Below are 18,975 nucleotides of genomic sequence, written 5' to 3' on the forward strand. Positions count from 1 at the left end.
AGCAGTCTGGCAACCGCCGTGGCCGAGCGGGCCGGAGGGTTGCCGGTGTCCGGCAAGCAGCGGACGACTTCTCGGTGCCCTTCGCCCCTGTCGCCGACCGGCCGCCCCGGAGACCATCAGGTGGAGCACCCGACGGGAGGGGGGCGGCATGCGGTGGGCGCTGTGGTTCTCGCTGGTCGGCCTGCTCCTCGCCGCGGCCGCCCGAACCCCGCCCGTGGCCACCGCCCTGGCCACGGGGCTGGTCACCGCCGGGTACGGCGCACGCCACCGGTACCGGGCACGGCTGCGCCACCACCACGACCGGCTCCGCCTGCGGGCGATCGAGCGGCGGTTGGAGGCCGAGGACCCGCAATTCGCCGCCCGCCTGCGCTCGCCGACCGACCCGCGCCCCGGACCACCCACCGCACACCGCCACGTCCCGGCCCACCCGGACCGCGGACGGGCCGACCGGCCGACCGGGTGGCTCACCGCGGCGGCCGTGCTCGGGGTCCTGTTGACGGCGATCGGCCTGGTGGGCGATCCGGGCTTGGCCGTGGTCGGTGCGTTGATCGCGGTCGGCGGCGTCGGCCTGCTCGTCCTGCCCGCGGGGCGGTCCGGCCCCCGCTAGGTCAGCCCGGGCCGAACCGGAGGCTCCAGGCGTCGATCAGGCCGCCGCTGTCGCCGCCGGGAACGTCCTCCAGCAGGGAGGCCGTGCCGTCCGGCGCCACGAGGTCCAGCGTGAGGTCGCCCCGGTTCGGGTGCTTGACGTCCACCCACGACCCGGAGGTCCACCGACTCATCAGCACTGGATTGATCTCGAACAGCTCACGAGTCGGTGAACCGTCCGACGTCCCGACCCGCCGGCTGGGAAAGTCCCGCGTCACGACCGGTCGGGGGAACCCCGATGCGGGCGAACAGCGCCCTCACCTCCGCCGGTTGCCGGAAGGAACCACCGGTGAACCAGACCGACTCGTCCCTCTTCCTCATCCCGGCCCTCATCGGCCTGGCGATCGGGATCTTCATGATCGCCGCCGTCTGGAAGGTCTTCACGAAGGCGGGTCAGCCGGGGTGGGCGGCGATCGTCCCCATCTACAACCTCTACGTGCAGCTCAAGATCGTGGGCCGGCCCGGGTGGTGGCTGATCCTGTTCATCATCCCGTTCGTCAACGTCGTCATGGCGTTGATCGTGTCGATCGACCTGGCCAAGTCGTTCGGCAAGGGCGCCGGGTTCGGCGTCGTCGGCCTGTTCCTGTTCGGGATCGTCGGCTACCCGGTGCTCGGCTTCGGCAGCGCCACCTACCGCGGCCCCGCGGCGGCCTGATCGTCACGGCCGGTCGGGCGTCCGCGCAGGGGTGGGCGCCCGGCGGGGATGCTTCCGGCGGACGTGGTTTCCGGCGGCGGGGTGGTCCTGAGCGCAATTCGCGGGATGAGCAACGGTTCGTTCGCGGCGTACCCCGGTCGGCTGGACGCGGCGGAGACGGCCGAGCTGCGGCGGCTCCGGCCGGAGTTGCGGGAGGCCGACGACCCGGCGTGGTGCGGGCGGCGTCCACCCGCACCACGCCGACGGGTCAGTGCGAGACCTGCCAGTGGCTGTTCGCCGTCTGCAGCGTGAACGACAGCCCGTAGCAGCCGAAGTCGGTGCTGGACACGCTGCCCGGCGGTGTCACCGACGAGTTGGCCGTGGTCAGCGACGTCCAGGTGCCGTTGACCTTGACCTGGAGGTTGGCGGCGTGGAACTGCGTGCCGTAGGTCTCGGTGCAGTAGTAGCCCTCGCCGGTGGCCGGGTTGTACTCCGTGTAGACCTCGAACATGCTCCAGCCGCCGTGCGGGTCGACCAGCTTGCTGGTGTCGGCGCTGGTGAACAGCGCGTCCCAGGTCGAGGTCGTGTAGTTGTAGAGGTAGGCGGTCCACGAGTTGGTCACCGCGTTGGTCTGCACGTCCAGCACGGTGTACGCGGGCAGGCCTTGGAACGACGTGGTGTAGGTGCTCAGGAACGTGGCGTCGATCCACGCCACCGCGGCGAAGCCGGGCGAGGCCGCGCACCAGTCCCACGCGCCGACGCCGTTGCCGCCCTGCCAGTAGAACGTGGTGACCTCGATGCAGGTCTTGCCGCTGGGGACGAGCGTCGGCGCGTACACCACGTCGGGGTTGCCCGGTGGGATGCTGATGCCGGGGTTGACCGTGTGCGTGGCCTGCGCGCCGTCGGAGACGACGGTCGGGAACGCGCCCCACACGGTGTGCAGGGACCCGCTCCACGGCGGCAGGGGCACGGTCGCCGCCTGCTGCCGCTCGTGGCTCGCCGCGAAGTCCTCGCCCCGCTTGAGGACCTGCTCGCTGAGCCGCTCGCCCGCCGCGGCCCTGGCCGCGTCACCGCGCAGCGCCGGCACCGCTCTGCCGCTGATCGGCGAGTCGGGCGTCGGCTGGGCGACCGGTGTCCCCGGGTCCGCCGCGGCGGCCGACACGGGCGCGGCGGGCGCCAGCAGCGCACCGGCGGCAACCAGCGCGACCGCCGCGCGGCGCAGCCGCGGACGGTGTGACAGACGTGAAGACGGCACTGCCGGATCCTTTCGACGAAGAGGACGGGCGCACCGCGGCAGAAGGACGCGAACGACACATGCCATGTCCCCCCAGGACGTTGCGCTCTTTCGCAGCCTGCCCCTCCCCCGCGGTCGCGGCTATAGGGCGACCGGCCGACACGGCTGCGTCCAACGCCATAAGGCGATCATGGCGCGTGCGGGTGCCCGAACCCACTCGCTAGGCTGGCCCGATCCGACCACGCGACAAGGGGACCCCATGACCGACCTGTCGGCCTCGATCGAATCGGCGGAGCAGCTCGCCCACGTCTGGCGCGGCATGGTCCTCGATCGCGATCCGGACGCCGACGTGCGGGACCTCCCCGGCATCGCCGTCCGCTGGGCCGACTGCCGGTTCGCGTTCTGGAACTGCGTCACGTTGACCGACGTCGGCGCGGACGCGGAGCTGGTCGAGCAGCGCCTCCACGAGGTCGCGGACCTCATGCGCGCCAAGCGGCGACCCGGGTTCCTGTGGCTGTTCGAGGACCTGCTGACCGACGACGCGCGCGCCGCCCTCGGCGCGGCCGCCGACCGCGCCGGGCTCCGGCACGCCTTTCCCGGCACGGGCATGGCGGGCGACCTGCTGCCGCTGGCCGACCCGACCCACCCCGACCTGACGTTCGTCCGCGTGACGACCGACGACCAGCTGCTGGCCTACGCCGACCTGAACTCGCGCGCCTACGGCTTCCCGCTGGAGGACGGCCGTGACGGCCTCGCGGGTTCCACCCTGTGGAAGCGGGACGTGCACGCGTACCTGGGCTTGCGCGACGGCGTGCCGGTGACGTGCGCGGGCGCGGTCGAGGCGGACGGCCGCCTGTTCGTCGCGCTCGTCGCCACCGACCCGGACTGCCACCGGCTGGGCTACGGCGAGGCCGTGACGCGGAAGGTCCTGTTCGAGGGCGGCCGGGCCACCGGCCTGACCAGGGCCACCCTGCACGCCACCCCGGCCGGCGCGCCCGTGTACCGGCGGATCGGCTTCGAGCCCAACTCGACCGTGCACTTCTACGGCCTCGCGGGCTGAACCGGGGTCAGCCCGCCCGACGGTCGGCACCGATGATCGTGTCGAGGTTGGCGCGGGTCGTCTCGAGCTCGTCGATGGCCTCGCCGATCCGGTCGCGGTGCTTGACGAGCTCGGCGACCAGTTCCGGGCAGGTCGGGGCGGGCAGGTCGTCGTCGGTCAGGCACGGGAGGGCCTGGGCGATCTGCGCGATGCCCAGCCCGGCGGCCAGCAGGACCCGGATGCGGCGCACCTGCGGCACGTCCGCGTCGCGGTAGACGCGGTAGCCGCTGGGGCGGCGTTCGGGGTGCAGCAACCCCTGTTCCTCGTAGTAGCGCAACGCGCGTTCGCTGACGCCGGTCCGCCGTGACAGCTCCCCGATCCGCATCCCGCCCCCGGACTTGACTCTGACGTCAACGTGAGGGTTTAGCTTAGCCGGCATGACACCCGTGACCGTCCTCGGACTCGGCCCGATGGGTCGGGCGCTGGCGACCGCGTTCGCTACCGCCGGCCATCCCACCACCGTGTGGAACCGCACGCCGGGCAAGGCGATCGGCCTTGACGCCGCTGTCGCCGCGTCGGCCGCCGAAGCGATGTCCGCCAGTCCTGTCGTCGTCGTGTGCGTGCTGAACTACGAGGCCGTGCGATCCATCCTCGATGCCGAGGCGTTGGTGGGCCGGACGGTGGTCAACCTGACCGGGGGGTCACCGGCCCAGGCACGGGAGACGGCGGTGTGGGCGGGAGCGCACGGCATCGACTACCTCGACGGGGTGATCCTGAACGGCGTCGTCGGTGGGCCGGAGGCGGCGTTGCTCTACAGCGGGCCTCACGAGGTCTACCGGGCCCACCGCGCCACGCTGGCCGCTCTCGGCGGGAACGGCACGTACGTCGGGACGGACCCGGGGCGGTCGGCCGGGTTCAACGTGTCCCTGCTGGACCTGTTCTGGACGTCGATGTTCGGCGTGGTGCACGCCTTCCGGCTGGCCGCCGCGCAGGACATCGGCGCGGCGGACCTGCGTGAGCACGCGAAGGTGATGGCAGGCCTGGTCCCGGAGCTGGTCGACGTGGTCGCCGAGCACGTCGAAGCCGGGCACTTCCCCGGTGACGCCTCCACGATCGAGTCGGCGGCGTCCATCCTGGACGACGTGATCGACACCGTCCGGGCGGACGGCCTGGACGACGGCGTGCTCAGCGCCGGGCGTGCCGCGGTGCGACGGGCGGTCGAGGCCGGGTACGGCTCGGACGGGTTCTCCCGCCTGGCCGTGCTCTAGCGCGTGTTTCAAAGGTGAGGTGAGCGGCGGCGTGTCGGTGGCCGGAACGTGGCGAGGTCTCCGGTAAGTGGTTTAGCGACCAAGCAAAACCGCAGTACCGGAGACCTCGTGGCCAGCGTAGTGGCAGTGGGGCGGGCCGACCTGACCGATGCGCAGTGGGCGGTGCTGGAACCCTTGCTGCCTGTCGGTGCCAAGCCGGGCCGTCCGCCGAAGTGGAGCAGGCGGCAGTTGATCGACGGCATCCGGTGGCGGGTGCGGGTCGGTGCCCCGTGGCGCGACATCCCGCCCGACTACGGCCCCTGGCAGACCGTCTACGGGTTGTTCCGCCGCTGGCAGCGGGCCGGGGTCTGGCGGCAGGTCGTGGCCGCGTTGCAGGCCCGCGCCGATGCCGCGGGGTCGATCGTGTGGGACGTGAGCGTGGATTCCACGATCATGCGGGCGCACCAGCATGCCGCGGGTGCGCGTAAAAGGGGGATCTGCAGGTCGAACCGCCCGACACCCCGGCCGGAGGGGTCGAGCCCGATGATCACGGGTTGGGTCGGTCGCGGGGCGGGTGGACCAGCAAGCTGCACCTGGCCTGCGAGCAGGGCCGGCGGCCGTTGTCCCTGCTGGTCACCGCCGGGCAATGGGGTGACAGCCCGCAGTTCGTCCCGGTGATCGAGCGGATCTCGGTGCCGCGCGTCGGACCCGGCCGGGCACGAACCCGACCGGACCGGATCCTGGCCGACAAGGCCTACAGCTCCAAGGCCAACCGCGCCTACCCGCGACACCGAGGGATCAAGGCCACCATCGACCAACCCCGCGACCAGGCCGCCCACCGCAAGGCCAAAGGCTCCGCCGGTGGACGGCCACCCACGATCGACCGGGAGATCTACAAACAGCGCCACGCCGTCGAGTGCGGCATCAACCTGCTCAAGCAGCACCGGGCGGTCGCCACCCGCTACGACTGTGAGGATCATGTTGTGCCGCTCCGGGTCGGTGGTCTGACCCGCGCTACGACTGACCAAGTGTCCTTAGTTTGATCTGTCGGCCATGGGCCTGGAGCGGTGCCTGCTGTCGCCGGACCGGCGGAGCGTGTCCCGATAGGGGCCTTGCCGCTAACAAGGCGCCATCACAGTCCTGACCGCTCCCGACCGGCCCGGCGACGGCCGATCCGTCCCGAGAGCCGACCAGGAGACAAACGACCGTGCCCAGTGTCCCCGACAAGCCCGAACGCGACCAGGCCGACCGGCCGGAGATCGTTCTCGGTGTCGACACGCACAAGGACTTCCACGTCGCCGCCGTGATCAGCACTCTCGGCGTGCTGCTGGGCAGTGAGACGTTCCCGACGACCGTGTCGGGCTATCGGCGGGTGCTGTCCTGGGCCTCGTCCTTCGGCAGGGTGCGCCACGCCGGTGTCGAATGCACCGGCTCCTACGGAGCAGCCCTGGCACGTCATCTCACCGCAGCGGGCATCGCGGTGGTGGAAGTCAACCAGCCCGACAAGGTCCAGCGTCGCCGGGGCAAGACCGACGCCGGGGACGCCGAGGCAGCGGCCAGGGCGGTGCTGTCCGGCCGCGCTGCCGCGAAAGCGAAAACCGGTGCCGGCCCGGTCGAGATGATTCGCATGTTCAAGCTGGCGAAGGCATCGGCGATCAAGTCGCGCACCCAGGCGATCAACCAGCTCAAGGCCGTACTCGTCTCCGCCGACCCGGAGTTGAGGGACTCGTTGTCCGGGCTGGGCAACCCCAAACTCGTCCGCCGCTGCGCCGAACTCGATGCCGACACCCCGACCGATCCCCGCTCGGCCGCGACATACACGCTTCGGCTGCTCGCCCGCCGTATCCGCGATCTGACCTGCGAAATCGACGACCTCAACAACCGGATCGAGACGGTTCTCCAGACACACGTCCCCGAGCTGCTACGACGACCGGGCATCGGCCCGGACACCGCAGCCGCGCTCGTCATCACCGCGGGAGACAACCCCGACCGGATGCGCAGCGAGGCCTCGTTCGCCGCGCTGTGCGGCGTCAGCCCGATCGAGGCGTCCTCCGGGAAGACCCGACGTCGACGGCTCAACCGCGGTGGCGACCGCCAAGCCAATGCCGCTCTCTACCGCATCGCCCTGTCCCGCCTGCGCTGGGACCCGCGCACACAGGACTACCTCGCCCGCCGCCTGGCCCAGGGCAGAACCCGCCGCGAAGCCATCCGCTGCCTCAAGCGCTACATCGCCCGCGAGGTCTACTCGCTGATCAACAGTCCTGACGACACATCCACGCCACTATCCGAAGCCGCTTGACATCCATAGGGGCATCAAACTCGCCGTCCGCTACCAGGCCACCATCGACATTGCCGCCATCAACATCTGGCTACGCCACATCTGAAACACGCCCTAGGCCGGTGCGGGGACGCCGCGCTCCAGGGGGACGCTCGCCGGTGACGTGCGGTCGGCGTTCGCGTCCGTACCGGGGACGATCACCGCACCGGCCACACGCGACGCCGACCGCGGTCAGCAGTGCCCCGAGCACGACGTACCCGGCCCGGCCGAGGTCGAAGCGGGCCGGCACGGCGACCGTGGCGCGGTCAGGGCGTGCATCCGCGCCGCGCGCTCAGCGAACTCGATCGCGACGTCCACCCGGCGGTGGTTCCTGCCGGGTGGACGTCGGGCGAGCGGGACTACCGCGGTGCGGCCAGCAGGGTCGGTTCGCCGAACGCCGCCGCACCGGGCACGCCGCGCCGGTCGTAGACCACCACGGTGCCGTTGGGCGCGCGGTAGGTGATCGTCCACAGAGGAGTGCTGCCGTTGTTCACCGTCGTGGTGGCCGGGTCGGTGGCGGACGGCAGGTCCGGGGTGTTCACCGGCGACCAGTCGCCGAACACGCCGGAACCCGAGGTCGTCTCGAAGCTGGCGTGCAGGATGCCGTCCGCCGCGCGGGCGACGACGGCGGTGCGGCCCAGCTGCGGGTCCAGGATGGCCGACGGCGCGCCGGCCGCGACGAGCGTCCCCACGCCGTCCCACGCGGCGGGGAACACCCCGGCCGCGTCCTGGACCTTGGTGGTGATGGCGCCGTCGGCGGCGGTGGCGAACACGCGCAGCCGGTAACCGGGGTAGACGACGACCGACGGCGTGCCCTGGCCCGTGCCGCCCAGCCCGGTCCACGCGGACGTGGTGCCGTCGGTGCGGAACAGCAGGGTGCCCACGGTGCCGTCGCTCACCCGGCCGAACACCTGGATGCCGTCGCGGACCTGCACGGCGACGGGCGTGCCGGTCAGGTCCACGTCGCCGAGGTTGCGCCACACGCCGGCGGTGTGCGCCCACAGCTTGCCGTCGACGTCGGCGGCGAACAGGGCGGTCGAGCCGTTGGCGAGCGTCACGGCGGCGGGCGCGGCGGCCAGGGAACCGCCCAGGTCCGACCAGCCGGTCCAGGTGGCGGCCCGGGGCGCGGTCTGGCTGCTGGACCACACGTCGCCGCCGTCGGAGTACTGGGCGAACACCGCCAGCGAACCGTCGGGCTTGGCGTTGAGCGCCGGCCGGCCGGTGAACGCCTCGTTGCCCGAGATCACGGTGTACTGGACGGTGCCGAAGTTGTCCAGGTTCTCCTGGTGGCCGATGACCACGCGGCCGATGTTGTCGACGTAGGCGTACTCGAGCGCGCCGACGAGCTGCCCGCCGGTGGCCGGCGCCTGCACGACCGTGACCGGGGTGTCGGGCACGACGGGCACGACGGGTTGCGGCTCGGCGAACCAGCCTTCCAGGTCGATGTAGACGGTGATGGCGCTGGAGCTGAGGTTGCGGACGCGGACCTTGCCGTCCGTTCCCGGTTTGATGACGGTGGACGACCGGTGCGTGGAGTTCGCCGCGAACTGGGTCTGCGTCGCGGCCGGTTCGGCGGTGCCGGTCGACCAGGCGCGCAGGGCACCGGCGACGCTGCCACCGCCCGCCTGCATGCTCAGCGCCGCGCCCGCGATCCCCCGCGTGGGCAGGCCGTTCGTACCACCGACGGCGACGTCGATCGACGAGCTCGCCGCGATCTGCCCCGCGTACAGCCGACCGGTGACCGGCCGCAGGCCCGCGCCCGCGGTGGACGTCTTGGTCGCGTACCCCATCAGGTCGACCACGAAGTGCGCCGCGCCCGAGCCCTTGTTGGTGACGATCACCTTGCCGTCCGCGCCGAGGGTGATGGCGGTGCCGGCGGCGTTGTTGATGCCGTTCTCGTAGTCCATCAGCGGCTGCACGCCGGTCGTGCCGGACGCGGTGGCCTGGAAGTAACCGCGCGCGGCCGGCGGTGACAGCGTGATCTGCGCGAACACGGACGCCGCGCCCACCGGCACACCCGCCGTGGCCAGGCTGATCGTGCGGCTGGCGCCGGCCGGGATCGCGCCCGCCGTGATGCCCAGGCCCGTGTTGGTGTTGATCACCCGGCTGGGCGTGACCGGGACGAACCCGCCGTTGGTCGTGCCGGTGCTGGTGGTGAAGTAGCCGTGCACCTCCACCACCACGTGCACGGTGCCGGCGGAGTTGAACACGGCGACCCGGCCGTTGGCCCCGGGCCGCACGATCGCGCCGTTGGACAACGTCTGCGTGGCCATCACGTTCACCATCGACACGCTGGGCTGCGTTGCGCCGTCCGGCCACACGGTCAGGTAGGTGTCGGCGGTCGGCGTCACCGCCACGACCCGCAGGTACAGGGCGCTGACCCCGGACGTGGGGATGCCGCCGACACCCAGGACCGGGAACGTGGTGACGCTCTTCGCGCCACGCGAACCGGTGACACCACCGGCACCCGAACGCGTGTCGAGCACCGACCTCGCGACCGTGAACGGCACGTAGTCACCGCCCCGGCTCGCCGCGTCGGCGTGCGCCGCCGGTCTTCCCGGCACAACGGCCAGCGCCAGCGCCACGAGCGCGGTGACGAGCACCGCGACCCCTCGCCGCGACTCTACTGTGGACATTGCTCTCCCTCTTCTCCCAGCGCCGCCGCTTCCGGGCGTCACCACTAACTGCTTTCCGGGCACCCGATGAGGCACTTCGACTCCGACACCCCGAAGCCCACGTCGACGCCGTCCTTGCTGGGCGGTGCGATGGACACGCCCGCCTCGACGGCGGTGCGCCCATCGGGGAGGGTGTGCGACGTGCCGGCGGCGGGCGTGATCCACCAGCGCTGCACGGTGCCGTTCCACCCGGCCGCCGGACCGACGGTGAAGCTGTTGATGTCCTCCTTGGTGGGGTCGGCCTGGCGCAGCCAGCCGCCTCGCAGGCCCACACCGGCTCCCGGCGTCGAGATGCCGGCGCCCATGCCCCACGACACCTGGCCGTGGCTGGTGACCGTGATGCTGATCGACCGGCTGAACCCGATCGGGCCGAACGCCCTCGTGGCCAGCGACCCGTCGAGCGTGACGTAGTCCGGTGCGGTGTCGCCGCCGACCAGGCCGAGCGGCCCGCTGCCCAGTCCCGCGCGCCAGGCGCAGTTGAACGCGCCCTCGCACGGCAGGGACTGGAACACCGGCAGCTCGGCGATCACCCGTGTGGTCTCCACGATGCTCGCGCCGGGCGCGACCACCGCGTTGGTCGCCGCCGTCACCAGGTCCTTCGCCACCCGCGCCACGCCCGAGGGGTCGCCGCGGAAGACGCCCACGACCGCGGCGGGCACGTGCGACGCGGCCGACACCAGCGGTTTCACCACGGACATCACGGGTTTCAGCGCCGCCGCGACGAGCTTCACCGGTAACGTCTTCGCGGAGTGCTCGATGATGTCGCGGGCGATGCGGCTGACCTTCTCCCGCGCGGCCTTGCGCTTCTTCTCCAACCGCCGCGCGGTCTCCTCGGCCCACTCGCGGGCGCGTTCGGCCTTCTCCTTGGCGTCGCGGATGATCCGCCTGCCGCGCTCCTCAGCCCTCTTGACGAGCCTGGTGAAGCCGCGCCGCACCTTGTCGATGCCGCTCTTGACCCGCTTCCACTGGCGCCCGGCCCACGATCGGGCGCTCTTCCACTTGCGGGAGACCCACTTCCGGGCGCCCTCGAACTTGCGCTTGCCCCAGGCCTTGACCCTGTTGACCAGCCGCTTGCCCTTGTCCACCAGGCCGGTGACGCGCTTGACCGCGGACTTGAACATGCGCTTGCCGAAGTCCTCGAGCCGCCGCAGGCCGGAACCGGCGCTGCGGAAGACCGTGGTGGCCCGCTCCACGGTCGAGCTGACGAAGTCGCCGACCTTCTTGCAGATGCCGCACGAGAACTTGGGCCAGTGCCCGTCGGGGTCCTCGTTGCCCAACGGGTCGGCCGCGCCGTAGGTGTACCGGTTGGCCAGCACCGAGTCGCCCTCGTCGTAGTCGAGGCTGTCCCGGGACAGGAAGGTGCCGGTGTCGGGCGAGTACCAACGCGCGCCCATGTCGACGTCGCCGGTGTCGGGGTCGGTCCAGTCGCCCTGGAACCCGAGGTTGCCGGTGTCGCCGGTGGCGGCGACCACCTTGCCGAACGGGTCGTAGGTCGTGGTGTCGGTCAGCCGCGGCAGCGCCAGGTCGGCCGCGAGGAACGCGCCGACCACGTCGCCGTGCTCGTCGCCGATCGCGATCCGGTCACCGACGGCGAGCAGGTCGTCGGACGGCCCGCGGGCGTACTTCTCCACGCCGTCGGACACCGGTTCGTCGGACAGCCCGGCATAGGTGAACCGGCCGGACCCGCGTTGGACGAGCCGGTCCAGCGCGTCGTAGGCGTAGGTGCGGTCGCCGGCGCGGACGAGCTGGTCGAACGCGTCGAACTCGTAGGTGACGTCGCCGCGGGACGCGAGGGTGCCGCGCGGGGTGTGGGTGTAGGCGCGGTCGCCGTCGTGGACCAGCCGGTTGCGCGCGTCGAAGGTGGCGGTCCTGCCGCCCGCCCCGACGCGGTTGCCCGAGGCGTCCCAGGCGTAGTCGACGGTGCCCGCCGGGCTGGTCCACGCGGTGAGGCGGCCCGCGAGGTCGTAGCGGTAGGTCTGCTCGCCGGCGGACGTGGTCTTGCCGGTCAGGCGGTCGTTGTGGTCGTAGCGGTAGGTGACGGCCGCGACGGTCTTGGCCTCCGCGTTGCGCAGCACGTCGGAGGCGACGCGCCCGAGCTCGTCGAACCCGTAGGTCCGCACCCGGCCGGCGCCGTAGTCGACGGTGGACAGCCGACCCGCGGCGTCGTAGGCGTAGCGCTGGGTGGTGCCGGTCAGGCCGTCGGTGACGGTGGACAGCCGGCCGCCGGTGTAGCCGAACGTGGACGTGCCCGCCGCGTCGGTGCGGCTCGTGGGCCGGCCGTCGGCGTCGTAGGTGAAATCCGCGTTGCCGGACGGGCCGCGAGAGCTGAGCAGGTTGCCGCGGTCGTCGTAGGCGAACGCGTTGTCGCCGTCCGGTCCGCCCGCCAGCACGGGTCGGTCCAGCGCGTCGTAGGCCCGGGTCCGGGTCGGGGTCGGGACGGAGGCGCCCCTGCCGGAACGCGTCGTCGGCCGCTCCGCCGCGTCGTAGGCGACCTCGGTGACCACGTTGCCGGGCGCGGCCATCCGCACCAGGTTCCCGCCGAGGTCGTAGGCCGCGGTCCAGCTGCGGTCGGCGAGGTCCGGGTGCGCGGGGGTCGGCGGCTCGATCAGGGACTCGACCAGGCCGAGCGCGTTGAACGTGAAGTACGTCGGGTTGCCGCGGCCGTCGGTGTAGCGGGTGCGGCGCCCGGCCGCGTCGTAGCCGAACGACGTCGTGATGGACTCCGTGGCCGACACCGGCTCGACCTGGCGCACCAGGCGGTCGTCGGCGTCGTACTCGAACGTCGCGGTCACGCCCATCGCGTCGGTGGACGAGGTCCGGTTGCCCTCCACGTCGTAGGTGTGCCGCTGCGAGCGGATCGTGGACCCGTCCGGGCGCAGGTCGGCCTGCGCCACCAGCCGCCCGGCGGTGTCGTAGGTGCTCTGCGCCGTGCGGCCGGTCGCGTCGGACTGCCGCACGAGCCGGCCGCTCGCGTCGTACCCCTGGTGCGTGACCACGCCGGCCGGGTCGGTCGTGCGGATCACCCGGCCCACCGCGTCGTACGCCGAGAGCGTCACCGCGCCGGTCGGGCTCTGCTCGCGCACCACGTTCCCGGCGTCGTCGTAGGTGAAGCGGGACACCAGGTTGTCCGCCACGGGACGGCGCTCGACGTGGGTGCTGGTCACGCGCCGGTCGAGGTCGTCGTAGGTGGCGCGGGTGACACCACCCAGCGGGTCGGTGCCGGTCAGCTCCTGGCCGGTGCGGGTGTAGGCGAACCGCCACACCGCCCGGTCGCCGTCGGTGGTCATCGGCCGGTCGACCGCGACGAGCCGGTTGAGCTGGTCGTAGGTGTTGCGCACGGTGTTGCCGCGCGGGTCGGTGACCTCCAGGACGTTGCCCAGCGCGTCGTAGCGGGTGCGGGTGGTCGGTGTGGCGGTGTCGGTCGAGCCGGGCGCGCGGTAGCCGGGCTCGGACGCGGTGACCTGCCGGCCGAGCCGGTCGTGGGTGAACCGCCGCACCTGGCCCACCTCGTCGGCGGAAGCCGTCTGCTGCCCGAACGCGTCGTAGCCGGTCCGCGTGGTGGGCCGCACGGTGCCGGGCGTGCCGCCGGAGCTCTCCGCCCGCACCGGGGGCGCGGTCTCCACGACCTCGCGGCCCAACTCGTCGTAGGTGGTGTTCGTGGTGAACGCGGCCGGGTCGGCACCGGTCTCGTTGCCGCGCGGCGAGGTCTCGGCGACCTTGTGGCCGCGCTGGTCGTAGGCGGCGGTGGTGACCATGGTGGTGGCGCCCGCGGTGACGGTCTCGCGGACGGCGTTGCCGGCGTCGTCGTAGACGTAGTCGACGACCTCGGGCGCGGTGGACACCGGCCACGGCACGTTGGACGCCTTGCCCGACCGGCTGACCCGCGTCACGTTGCCGCCCGCGTCGAACGCGGTGGTCGTGCTCAGCGCCAGGCCCTCGGGGTCGTGCACCACGGTGGTCCGGTTGCCCGAGCGGTCGTAGGCGGCGGTCGTGGTGGACGTGCCGTCGCCGGACACCGTCCGCGTCACGTTGCCCGCCGCGTCGTAGGTGTTCTCCTGGAGCACGTAGTCGCGCGTGCTGCCGTCGGGGTTGTGGAAGTTCTTCAGCACCACCCTGTGCGGGCGGTCGTCGCCGAAGTAGGTGAACTCGACCCGGCGGCCCATCGCGTCGGTCTCGCTGGCCTTGCGCCCGGCGAAGTCGTAGGAGAACGAGCGCAGCACCAGGTAGTCGCCGGTCAGACCGCCTTCGCCGTCGGCGCGGTAGTCGCGCAGCCGCACCTCGGCGATCGCGTTGCGCGCGGTGTAGCCGAAGTCGTAGCGGTTTCCGCCCGCGTCGGTGGACGACACCACGTTGCCGAACCGGTCGTAGTCCTGGGTCGTCTCGCCGCCCTCGGCGTCGGTCACCCGGACCGGGCGGCCGAACTCGTCGTAGGCGGTGGAGGTGGCGCGGGCCGGGCCGCCGCCGAGCTGGTCGGTCTCCTCGACCTTGGTCTGGTTGCCGTCGGCGTCGTAGGTGATGGAGACCTGCCGCTGGTGCTTGGTGCCGTTCACGGCGTCGGTCGTCGCGGGCTCGGTCACGCGGGTCTGCCGGGACAGCGAGTCGTAGCCGTAGGTGGTGGTGACGCCGGCCGGGAACGAGTCGGAGACCTCCGTCTCGGTCGTCAGCCGGCCGAGGACGTCGTAGGAGTAGTTCGTGACCAGCCCGGACGGCGTGGTGAGGCGCGCCAGGTCGCCGTTGGCGTAGTACGCGTACCGGGTGGTCTTGCCGCGCGCGTCCGCGGTCGTCAGCGGCAGGCCGGCGGGCACGATCCCGCCGCCGACCGCGGCCTCCGCGCCGTTGGTGTAGGTGTGGCGGACCGTCGAGCCGTCCGGCTCGGTCTGCGTGGCCAGTTCCCCGGTCGCCGTGTAGGTGTACGACGTGCGGAAGGTCGGGTCGGTGGCGTGGGCCGACCGGGCGTCACGCGTCTCCGCCGGCTGGTCGGCCCTCGGGTCCGCCGCGCCGCCGGCCGGGTAGGTGGTGTAGCTGGTGTGGCACTCGCCGGCACGGCGGCACGTCCTGGTGGACGTGGCGTTGCCGCGCTCGTCGTAGGTCATCGTGACCGCGTCGCCGTTCTCGTTGGTGACGGTGGTCAGGTTGCCGCTCGCGTCGTACTGGTAGGAGCGGATCGCCATGCCGTTGACCGGGTGCCGCACGAACACCGGCCCGCCCGCGTCACCGGGGATGACCGTGCAGAACTTCGGGTCGTTCGGGTCCGGCGCGCTGCACTGCTCCACCGGTTCGGGCTGCGGCGCGGGTTGGTCCTCGTCACGCAGCCCCAGGCCCAACGGCGTGCCCGTGCGCAGCAGCTTCCCGGTGACGCCGTCGAACTCGTACAGGACCGGCCGGTTGCCCGGGTCCAGCACCTGCACGCCGCGCCGCAGGTCGGCGTCGCCGCCGTAGACCGTGGTCGGACCGATCTTCCACAGGCCGCCGTCGCGGTCGGTGTAGGTCGTGACGCGGTCCAGGTCGGCGTCGTAGGTGGCGCGCGACGACACGTTCCCGCTCGGCCGGGTCACGGTCGCGAGCTGGTCGGCGGCGGTCGTGCCCTGCCGGTGGTGCGTCGCCACGGCGCTCGGGCCCAGCGGGTGCGAGTAGACCGCCACCTCGTCCAGCGAACCGCTGAACGACCGCTGCGCCGCCGTGCCCCAGGCGGGCCACGACCCCGGCGTGCTGACCGACGCGGCGCCGACCTGGTTGAACGTCAGCTGAGCGTGGTCCAGCGCCACGCCGGTACCCCGGGCCACCGGCGCGCCGTCCAGGTACAACGTCTGCGTGGTGCCCATCAGGGACAGCACGACGTGGTGCCAGCGACCGTCGTTGACAGCGTTCGGCGAGGTCAGCGGCGCGATCGCGGTTGCGCCGAACTGGCCGCGCAGCCTGCCGTCCGTGCCGACGTACAGCACCGGGACCCCTCGACCCGGTGCGGTGCCGAACGCCTTGTCCTGGTAGCCGAGCAGCGGGCCGCCGGTGCCGGTGGTGTTGGCCTTGAACCACAGCTCGACCGCACCGTCACGGCTCTTCTTCAGCAGGCCCTTGGGCAGGTCCAGGCGCGTGGTGGTGCCGTTGAACGACGCCGCGGTGCCGGTCGCGCCCGCCACCGCGCCTGCCGTGCCGAGCGTCGCGTTCACGTACGTGCCCGCGTCCTCGCCCAGGTTGGCCGACACCTCGCTGCCCGCAGCCGTGCCCTGCGCCTCGCCCAGCCGCCAGTACGACTCCGGCAGCGAGTCCAGCACCGCGCTGCGGTAGTGCGAGCCGGTGCTGTAGGCGTACTTCGTGCACAGGCCGCCGGGCGCGCACGCCTGGGTCAACGTGTCCCCGGTGTAGGCGTAGGTCCACGTGGTGTTCGCGTCGGTGGTCACGGCCGTGATGTGCCCACCGGTCCAGGTGAACCGCAGCGATCGGCCGGCGGTGTTGCTCTGGCTGTTGGACACCTGCGCCTTGGCCAGCTTGCCGTCCGCCGCGTTGTAGGTCAGCACCACCGACCGGCCCGCGCTGTCGGTGGTGCGGCTGAGCAGGCCGCCCGCGGTGAACAGGTGCACGGTGCCCGACCGGTCCGCGAGCTTCCAGCCGCCCGACTCCTGGGTCAACGCCGCCACCCGACCCGAGGGCGGGGCGTAGGACCCGTCGGGGTTGCGGCCGAACCGCACCGCCTGGCCGTCCGCGAAGGTCACCACGACGTTGCCCGTGCCGTCGTCGTCCGGGGTCAGGCGCATGTCGTACCGGCTGGTCCAGCCCGCGCCGAACACGCCGTCCCGGCGCGGGTCGAGGCTGTTGTACGTGCGGACCACGGACAGCTCGGGTCCGACGGTGGCCACGGTGGCGTCCACGGCGACGTTCGACACGCCACCGGTCCGCGGTTCGAACTCGCGCTCGTCCGACGCGGCCGCCGACCGCGACGCCAGCTCCGGCTGCGGCACGTCCGCGTCCAACCCGGACTGCGGTGAGGCCACCTCGTTGCCCGCGTCCCGGACGACCACCCGCCACAGGTAGCTCCGGCCCCAGAACAGCTTCCCGTCCGGGACCGTCCACTGCGGACTCGGCTGGAAGCCGGAGGTGAAGCACAGGTTCGGGTCGTCCGCCCGGCACACCTCGAAGTTGAAGCTCATCGACGCCCCGGGCGGCGCGTCGATGTCCAGCGCGCGACCCCACAGCAGTGGCGTCAGGGTCGGTGTGCGGTAGCCGTTGGGCGGGTGCAGCTCCTGCACCACCGGCGCGAGGTCGATCACGTCCAGCGCCAGCCGCGCCGGCGGCACCTGGTGGTCGGTGAACACCACGCCGCCGGTGCGGACCATCGTGAAGTCCAGGAAGTACGACCCCGGCGGCAGCGCCTTCACCGTCGCGTCGACGGTGACCTTCGCGCCCCGCGCCACCGCGCCGGGCAACGACGCGGCCCGCTGCTGGCCGACCGCCGCGCCGGTCTTCGCGTTGTACGCCCGGTAGGCCAGGTAGTAGTCCGCCGTCGACCACGCCTCCGCGCCCTTGTTGGTCACGGTGACCTTGACCTTGCCGTCCTGGTTCTGCAGCACGGGCGGGTTGGGCACCGGGTCGGGGATGGCGTACTCGGCGTTGTACGGGCTGTGCGTGACGAACAGCCGCGGCGGGTTCGCCGTGCCGGTGCCGGTGAGCCGCTTGCCGGACAACGGGTCGGACACGTCCGCCCGCAACGACAGGCCGTTGTTCGCCGCCGTGCCGTCCACCCAGCCCTGCACCAGCTTCGCGCCGGCACCGCCCAGGTCGAACACCTCGGCCGCGGTCGGGCACCGCGACGACGCCTCCCCCGTCGCCACGAAGCCGTGCGCGAACGACCGGCTCGCCAGCGAGGCGCCCACCGCAGGCCCGGGGTAGCTGTACGAGCCCGTGGCCGTCCACGCCTGCGACACCGGGTGCACCGTGACCGGGCGGGCCCGGCACGAGGTGGCGTCGAAGCCCACCACCTGGAGCTGCGCGCCGAAGACGACGTGGTGGCGCAGGCGGTCGACCAGGCTGCCGAACCGCACGTACGAGGCAGCCGACACGCCGGCCACCTGCCCGACCCGCAGTTCCGAGCCGCCCGCCACCGACGTCGACCCGCGCACCGACATGGCCGCGTCCGCCGCGCCCTGGTCCACCGGCAGCGACACCGTCGGGTCGACCTCCACCGGGTACACCCGGGCCGGGTCGTCCAGCCAAGCCCGGTCCGGCTCGACCTGCAGCACGCCGTCCACCAGCGCGTAGGTCACCTTGCGGGACACCGCGCCCGCCGCGTCCACCATGTCGCCGGGCGGCACCACGGCGTGCACGGTGTCACCGTCGACCAGCACGAGCGTCTGGCCGTCCAGCTCCGCCCGGAGGTTCGTCAGGGTCAGCGGGAAGGCGAACGTGCGCGTGGCCCCGGCGTCCTTGAGGACCAGGGTCTCCTTCAACCCGCCCGGTCGCGCCTGGAGCAGCAGGTCCACGCCGGGACGTGCGTCGGGGTAGCGGACCCGGTCGCCCTCGGCCCGGCCGGGGTGCGCGGAGGCGTCGGCCAGGCGGTAGCCGAACGCGTGCCGGTCGTCCAGCTCGACCCGGTGCTCACCGTCCGCGTGCGCCGCCAGCGCCAGTCCGACCGCGTTGGTCGTGTTCCGCCAGCCGTCGTCGGTCCTGGTCAGCGTCGTGTCGATGGGTTCGAACGCGCCGTCGCGGGTCCGGTAGTTGACGGGGGCGGCGGAGAACTCGGTGGTCTCGGTGCCGTCGGCGTTGGCGTACACCCGTTCGTGCGGACCTCGCGCGTCCTCGCGCTCACGGCTCGTCGCCCGGTCGAACCCGGTCCGCGCGGCGGTCGGCCCGACGCTCACCGAGGCCGTGTTGACCGGTGGCGGCGGCGCCTGCACGCGCGGGTGCAGGCTCCGGTGCGACGGCGGCAACGTCCGGTTGACCACGCCCGGCTCCAGGTGCGGCTGCCCGGCCGCCGAACCCCACCGCTGTTCCGGCGCGGCGGTCGCGCGCGTCGGGAACACCTGGCCGGGCGGCGCCGCCACGTCACCCGCCGCTGAACCGGCCAGCAGCAGCGCCACCAGCGCGAACACGGACGCACGGACTCGGTTCCGCCTCACGGGCCCCTCCCCCTGCGGGCAGCCACCGCCGTACACCGACCTCCGGTGTCCCCCCGGACTGCCCCAGGCCCGAC

10 protein-coding genes and 1 pseudogene are annotated in these 18,975 nt (G+C 72.6%); 6 read left to right on the forward strand and 5 right to left on the reverse strand.

What is annotated here, in order from left to right; all coding sequences use genetic code 11:
• Positions 1-148 precede the first annotated feature (148 nt).
• Entirely contained in the window at positions 149-607 is a 459-nt protein-coding gene (locus FHX81_RS04415) for a DUF3040 domain-containing protein (RefSeq protein ID WP_246107625.1), read from the forward strand.
• Between the two features lies 1 nt (position 608).
• Here the strand turns inward: FHX81_RS04415 and FHX81_RS04420 are convergent, their stop codons facing one another.
• Positions 609-779 carry a proprotein convertase P-domain-containing protein gene (locus tag FHX81_RS04420; RefSeq protein WP_141975327.1) on the reverse strand — a complete coding sequence of 57 codons (171 nt, stop codon included), beginning with the start codon at positions 777-779 and terminating at the stop codon, positions 609-611.
• Positions 780-934: 155 nt separating this feature from the next.
• On the opposite strand from FHX81_RS04420, the gene FHX81_RS04425 reads away from it, so the two are divergent.
• Positions 935-1,300 carry a DUF5684 domain-containing protein gene (locus FHX81_RS04425; RefSeq protein WP_141975328.1) on the forward strand — a complete coding sequence of 122 codons (366 nt, stop codon included), beginning with the start codon at positions 935-937 and terminating at the stop codon, positions 1,298-1,300.
• Positions 1,301-1,547: 247 nt separating this feature from the next.
• Here FHX81_RS04425 and FHX81_RS04430 read toward each other — a convergent pair whose 3' ends face one another.
• The gene (locus FHX81_RS04430; protein ID WP_141975329.1) at positions 1,548-2,534 is read right to left on the reverse strand and encodes a carbohydrate-binding protein; all 987 of its coding nucleotides are present in this window, start codon (positions 2,532-2,534) and stop codon (positions 1,548-1,550) included.
• 238 nt (positions 2,535-2,772) lie between these two features.
• Between FHX81_RS04430 and FHX81_RS04435 the strand changes: the two genes are divergently transcribed.
• Positions 2,773-3,573 (forward strand): GNAT family N-acetyltransferase, encoded by an 801-nt coding sequence (locus FHX81_RS04435; protein WP_141975330.1) that lies wholly within the window; start codon positions 2,773-2,775, stop codon positions 3,571-3,573.
• Positions 3,574-3,580: 7 nt separating this feature from the next.
• Here FHX81_RS04435 and FHX81_RS04440 read toward each other — a convergent pair whose 3' ends face one another.
• The gene (locus FHX81_RS04440; RefSeq protein WP_141975331.1) at positions 3,581-3,937 is read right to left on the reverse strand and encodes a MerR family transcriptional regulator; all 357 of its coding nucleotides are present in this window, start codon (positions 3,935-3,937) and stop codon (positions 3,581-3,583) included.
• Positions 3,938-3,989: 52 nt separating this feature from the next.
• On the opposite strand from FHX81_RS04440, the gene FHX81_RS04445 reads away from it, so the two are divergent.
• The 3 genes and pseudogenes from FHX81_RS04445 (at position 3,990) to FHX81_RS04455 (ending at position 7,098) form a co-directional block, all read left to right on the forward strand.
• The gene (locus FHX81_RS04445; RefSeq protein WP_141975332.1) at positions 3,990-4,820 is read left to right on the forward strand and encodes an NAD(P)-dependent oxidoreductase; all 831 of its coding nucleotides are present in this window, start codon (positions 3,990-3,992) and stop codon (positions 4,818-4,820) included.
• A 126-nt stretch (positions 4,821-4,946) separates the two neighbouring features.
• Positions 4,947-5,842, forward strand: a pseudogene (locus FHX81_RS42950) (IS5 family transposase).
• Between the two features lie 215 nt (positions 5,843-6,057).
• Entirely contained in the window at positions 6,058-7,098 is a 1,041-nt protein-coding gene (locus FHX81_RS04455) for an IS110 family RNA-guided transposase (protein ID WP_141983673.1), read from the forward strand.
• Positions 7,099-7,475: 377 nt separating this feature from the next.
• Here FHX81_RS04455 and FHX81_RS04460 read toward each other — a convergent pair whose 3' ends face one another.
• Entirely contained in the window at positions 7,476-9,752 is a 2,277-nt protein-coding gene (locus tag FHX81_RS04460) for a DUF8189 domain-containing protein (RefSeq protein ID WP_141975333.1), read from the reverse strand.
• A 44-nt stretch (positions 9,753-9,796) separates the two neighbouring features.
• Positions 9,797-18,901: a LamG-like jellyroll fold domain-containing protein gene (locus tag FHX81_RS04465; protein ID WP_141975334.1), complete on the reverse strand. Its 9,105-nt coding sequence runs from the start codon at positions 18,899-18,901 to the stop codon at positions 9,797-9,799.
• Positions 18,902-18,975 lie beyond the last annotated feature (74 nt).

This window comes from Saccharothrix saharensis, from assembly GCF_006716745.1.
In the GTDB taxonomy this organism is placed as follows: domain Bacteria; phylum Actinomycetota; class Actinomycetes; order Mycobacteriales; family Pseudonocardiaceae; genus Actinosynnema; species Actinosynnema saharense.

Bases quoted from the DNA above. Each gene is read 5' to 3' on its own strand.
- FHX81_RS04420 (WP_141975327.1), bottom strand. From the start codon at position 779: ATGAGTCGGTGGACCTCCGGGTCGTGGGTGGACGTCAAGCACCCGAAC.
- FHX81_RS04440 (WP_141975331.1), bottom strand. From the start codon at position 3,937: ATGCGGATCGGGGAGCTGTCACGGCGGACCGGCGTCAGCGAACGCGCG.
- FHX81_RS04415 (WP_246107625.1), top strand. From the start codon at position 149: ATGCGGTGGGCGCTGTGGTTCTCGCTGGTCGGCCTGCTCCTCGCCGCG.
- FHX81_RS04460 (WP_141975333.1), bottom strand. From the start codon at position 9,752: ATGTCCACAGTAGAGTCGCGGCGAGGGGTCGCGGTGCTCGTCACCGCG.
- FHX81_RS04445 (WP_141975332.1), top strand. From the start codon at position 3,990: ATGACACCCGTGACCGTCCTCGGACTCGGCCCGATGGGTCGGGCGCTG.
- FHX81_RS04435 (WP_141975330.1), top strand. From the start codon at position 2,773: ATGACCGACCTGTCGGCCTCGATCGAATCGGCGGAGCAGCTCGCCCAC.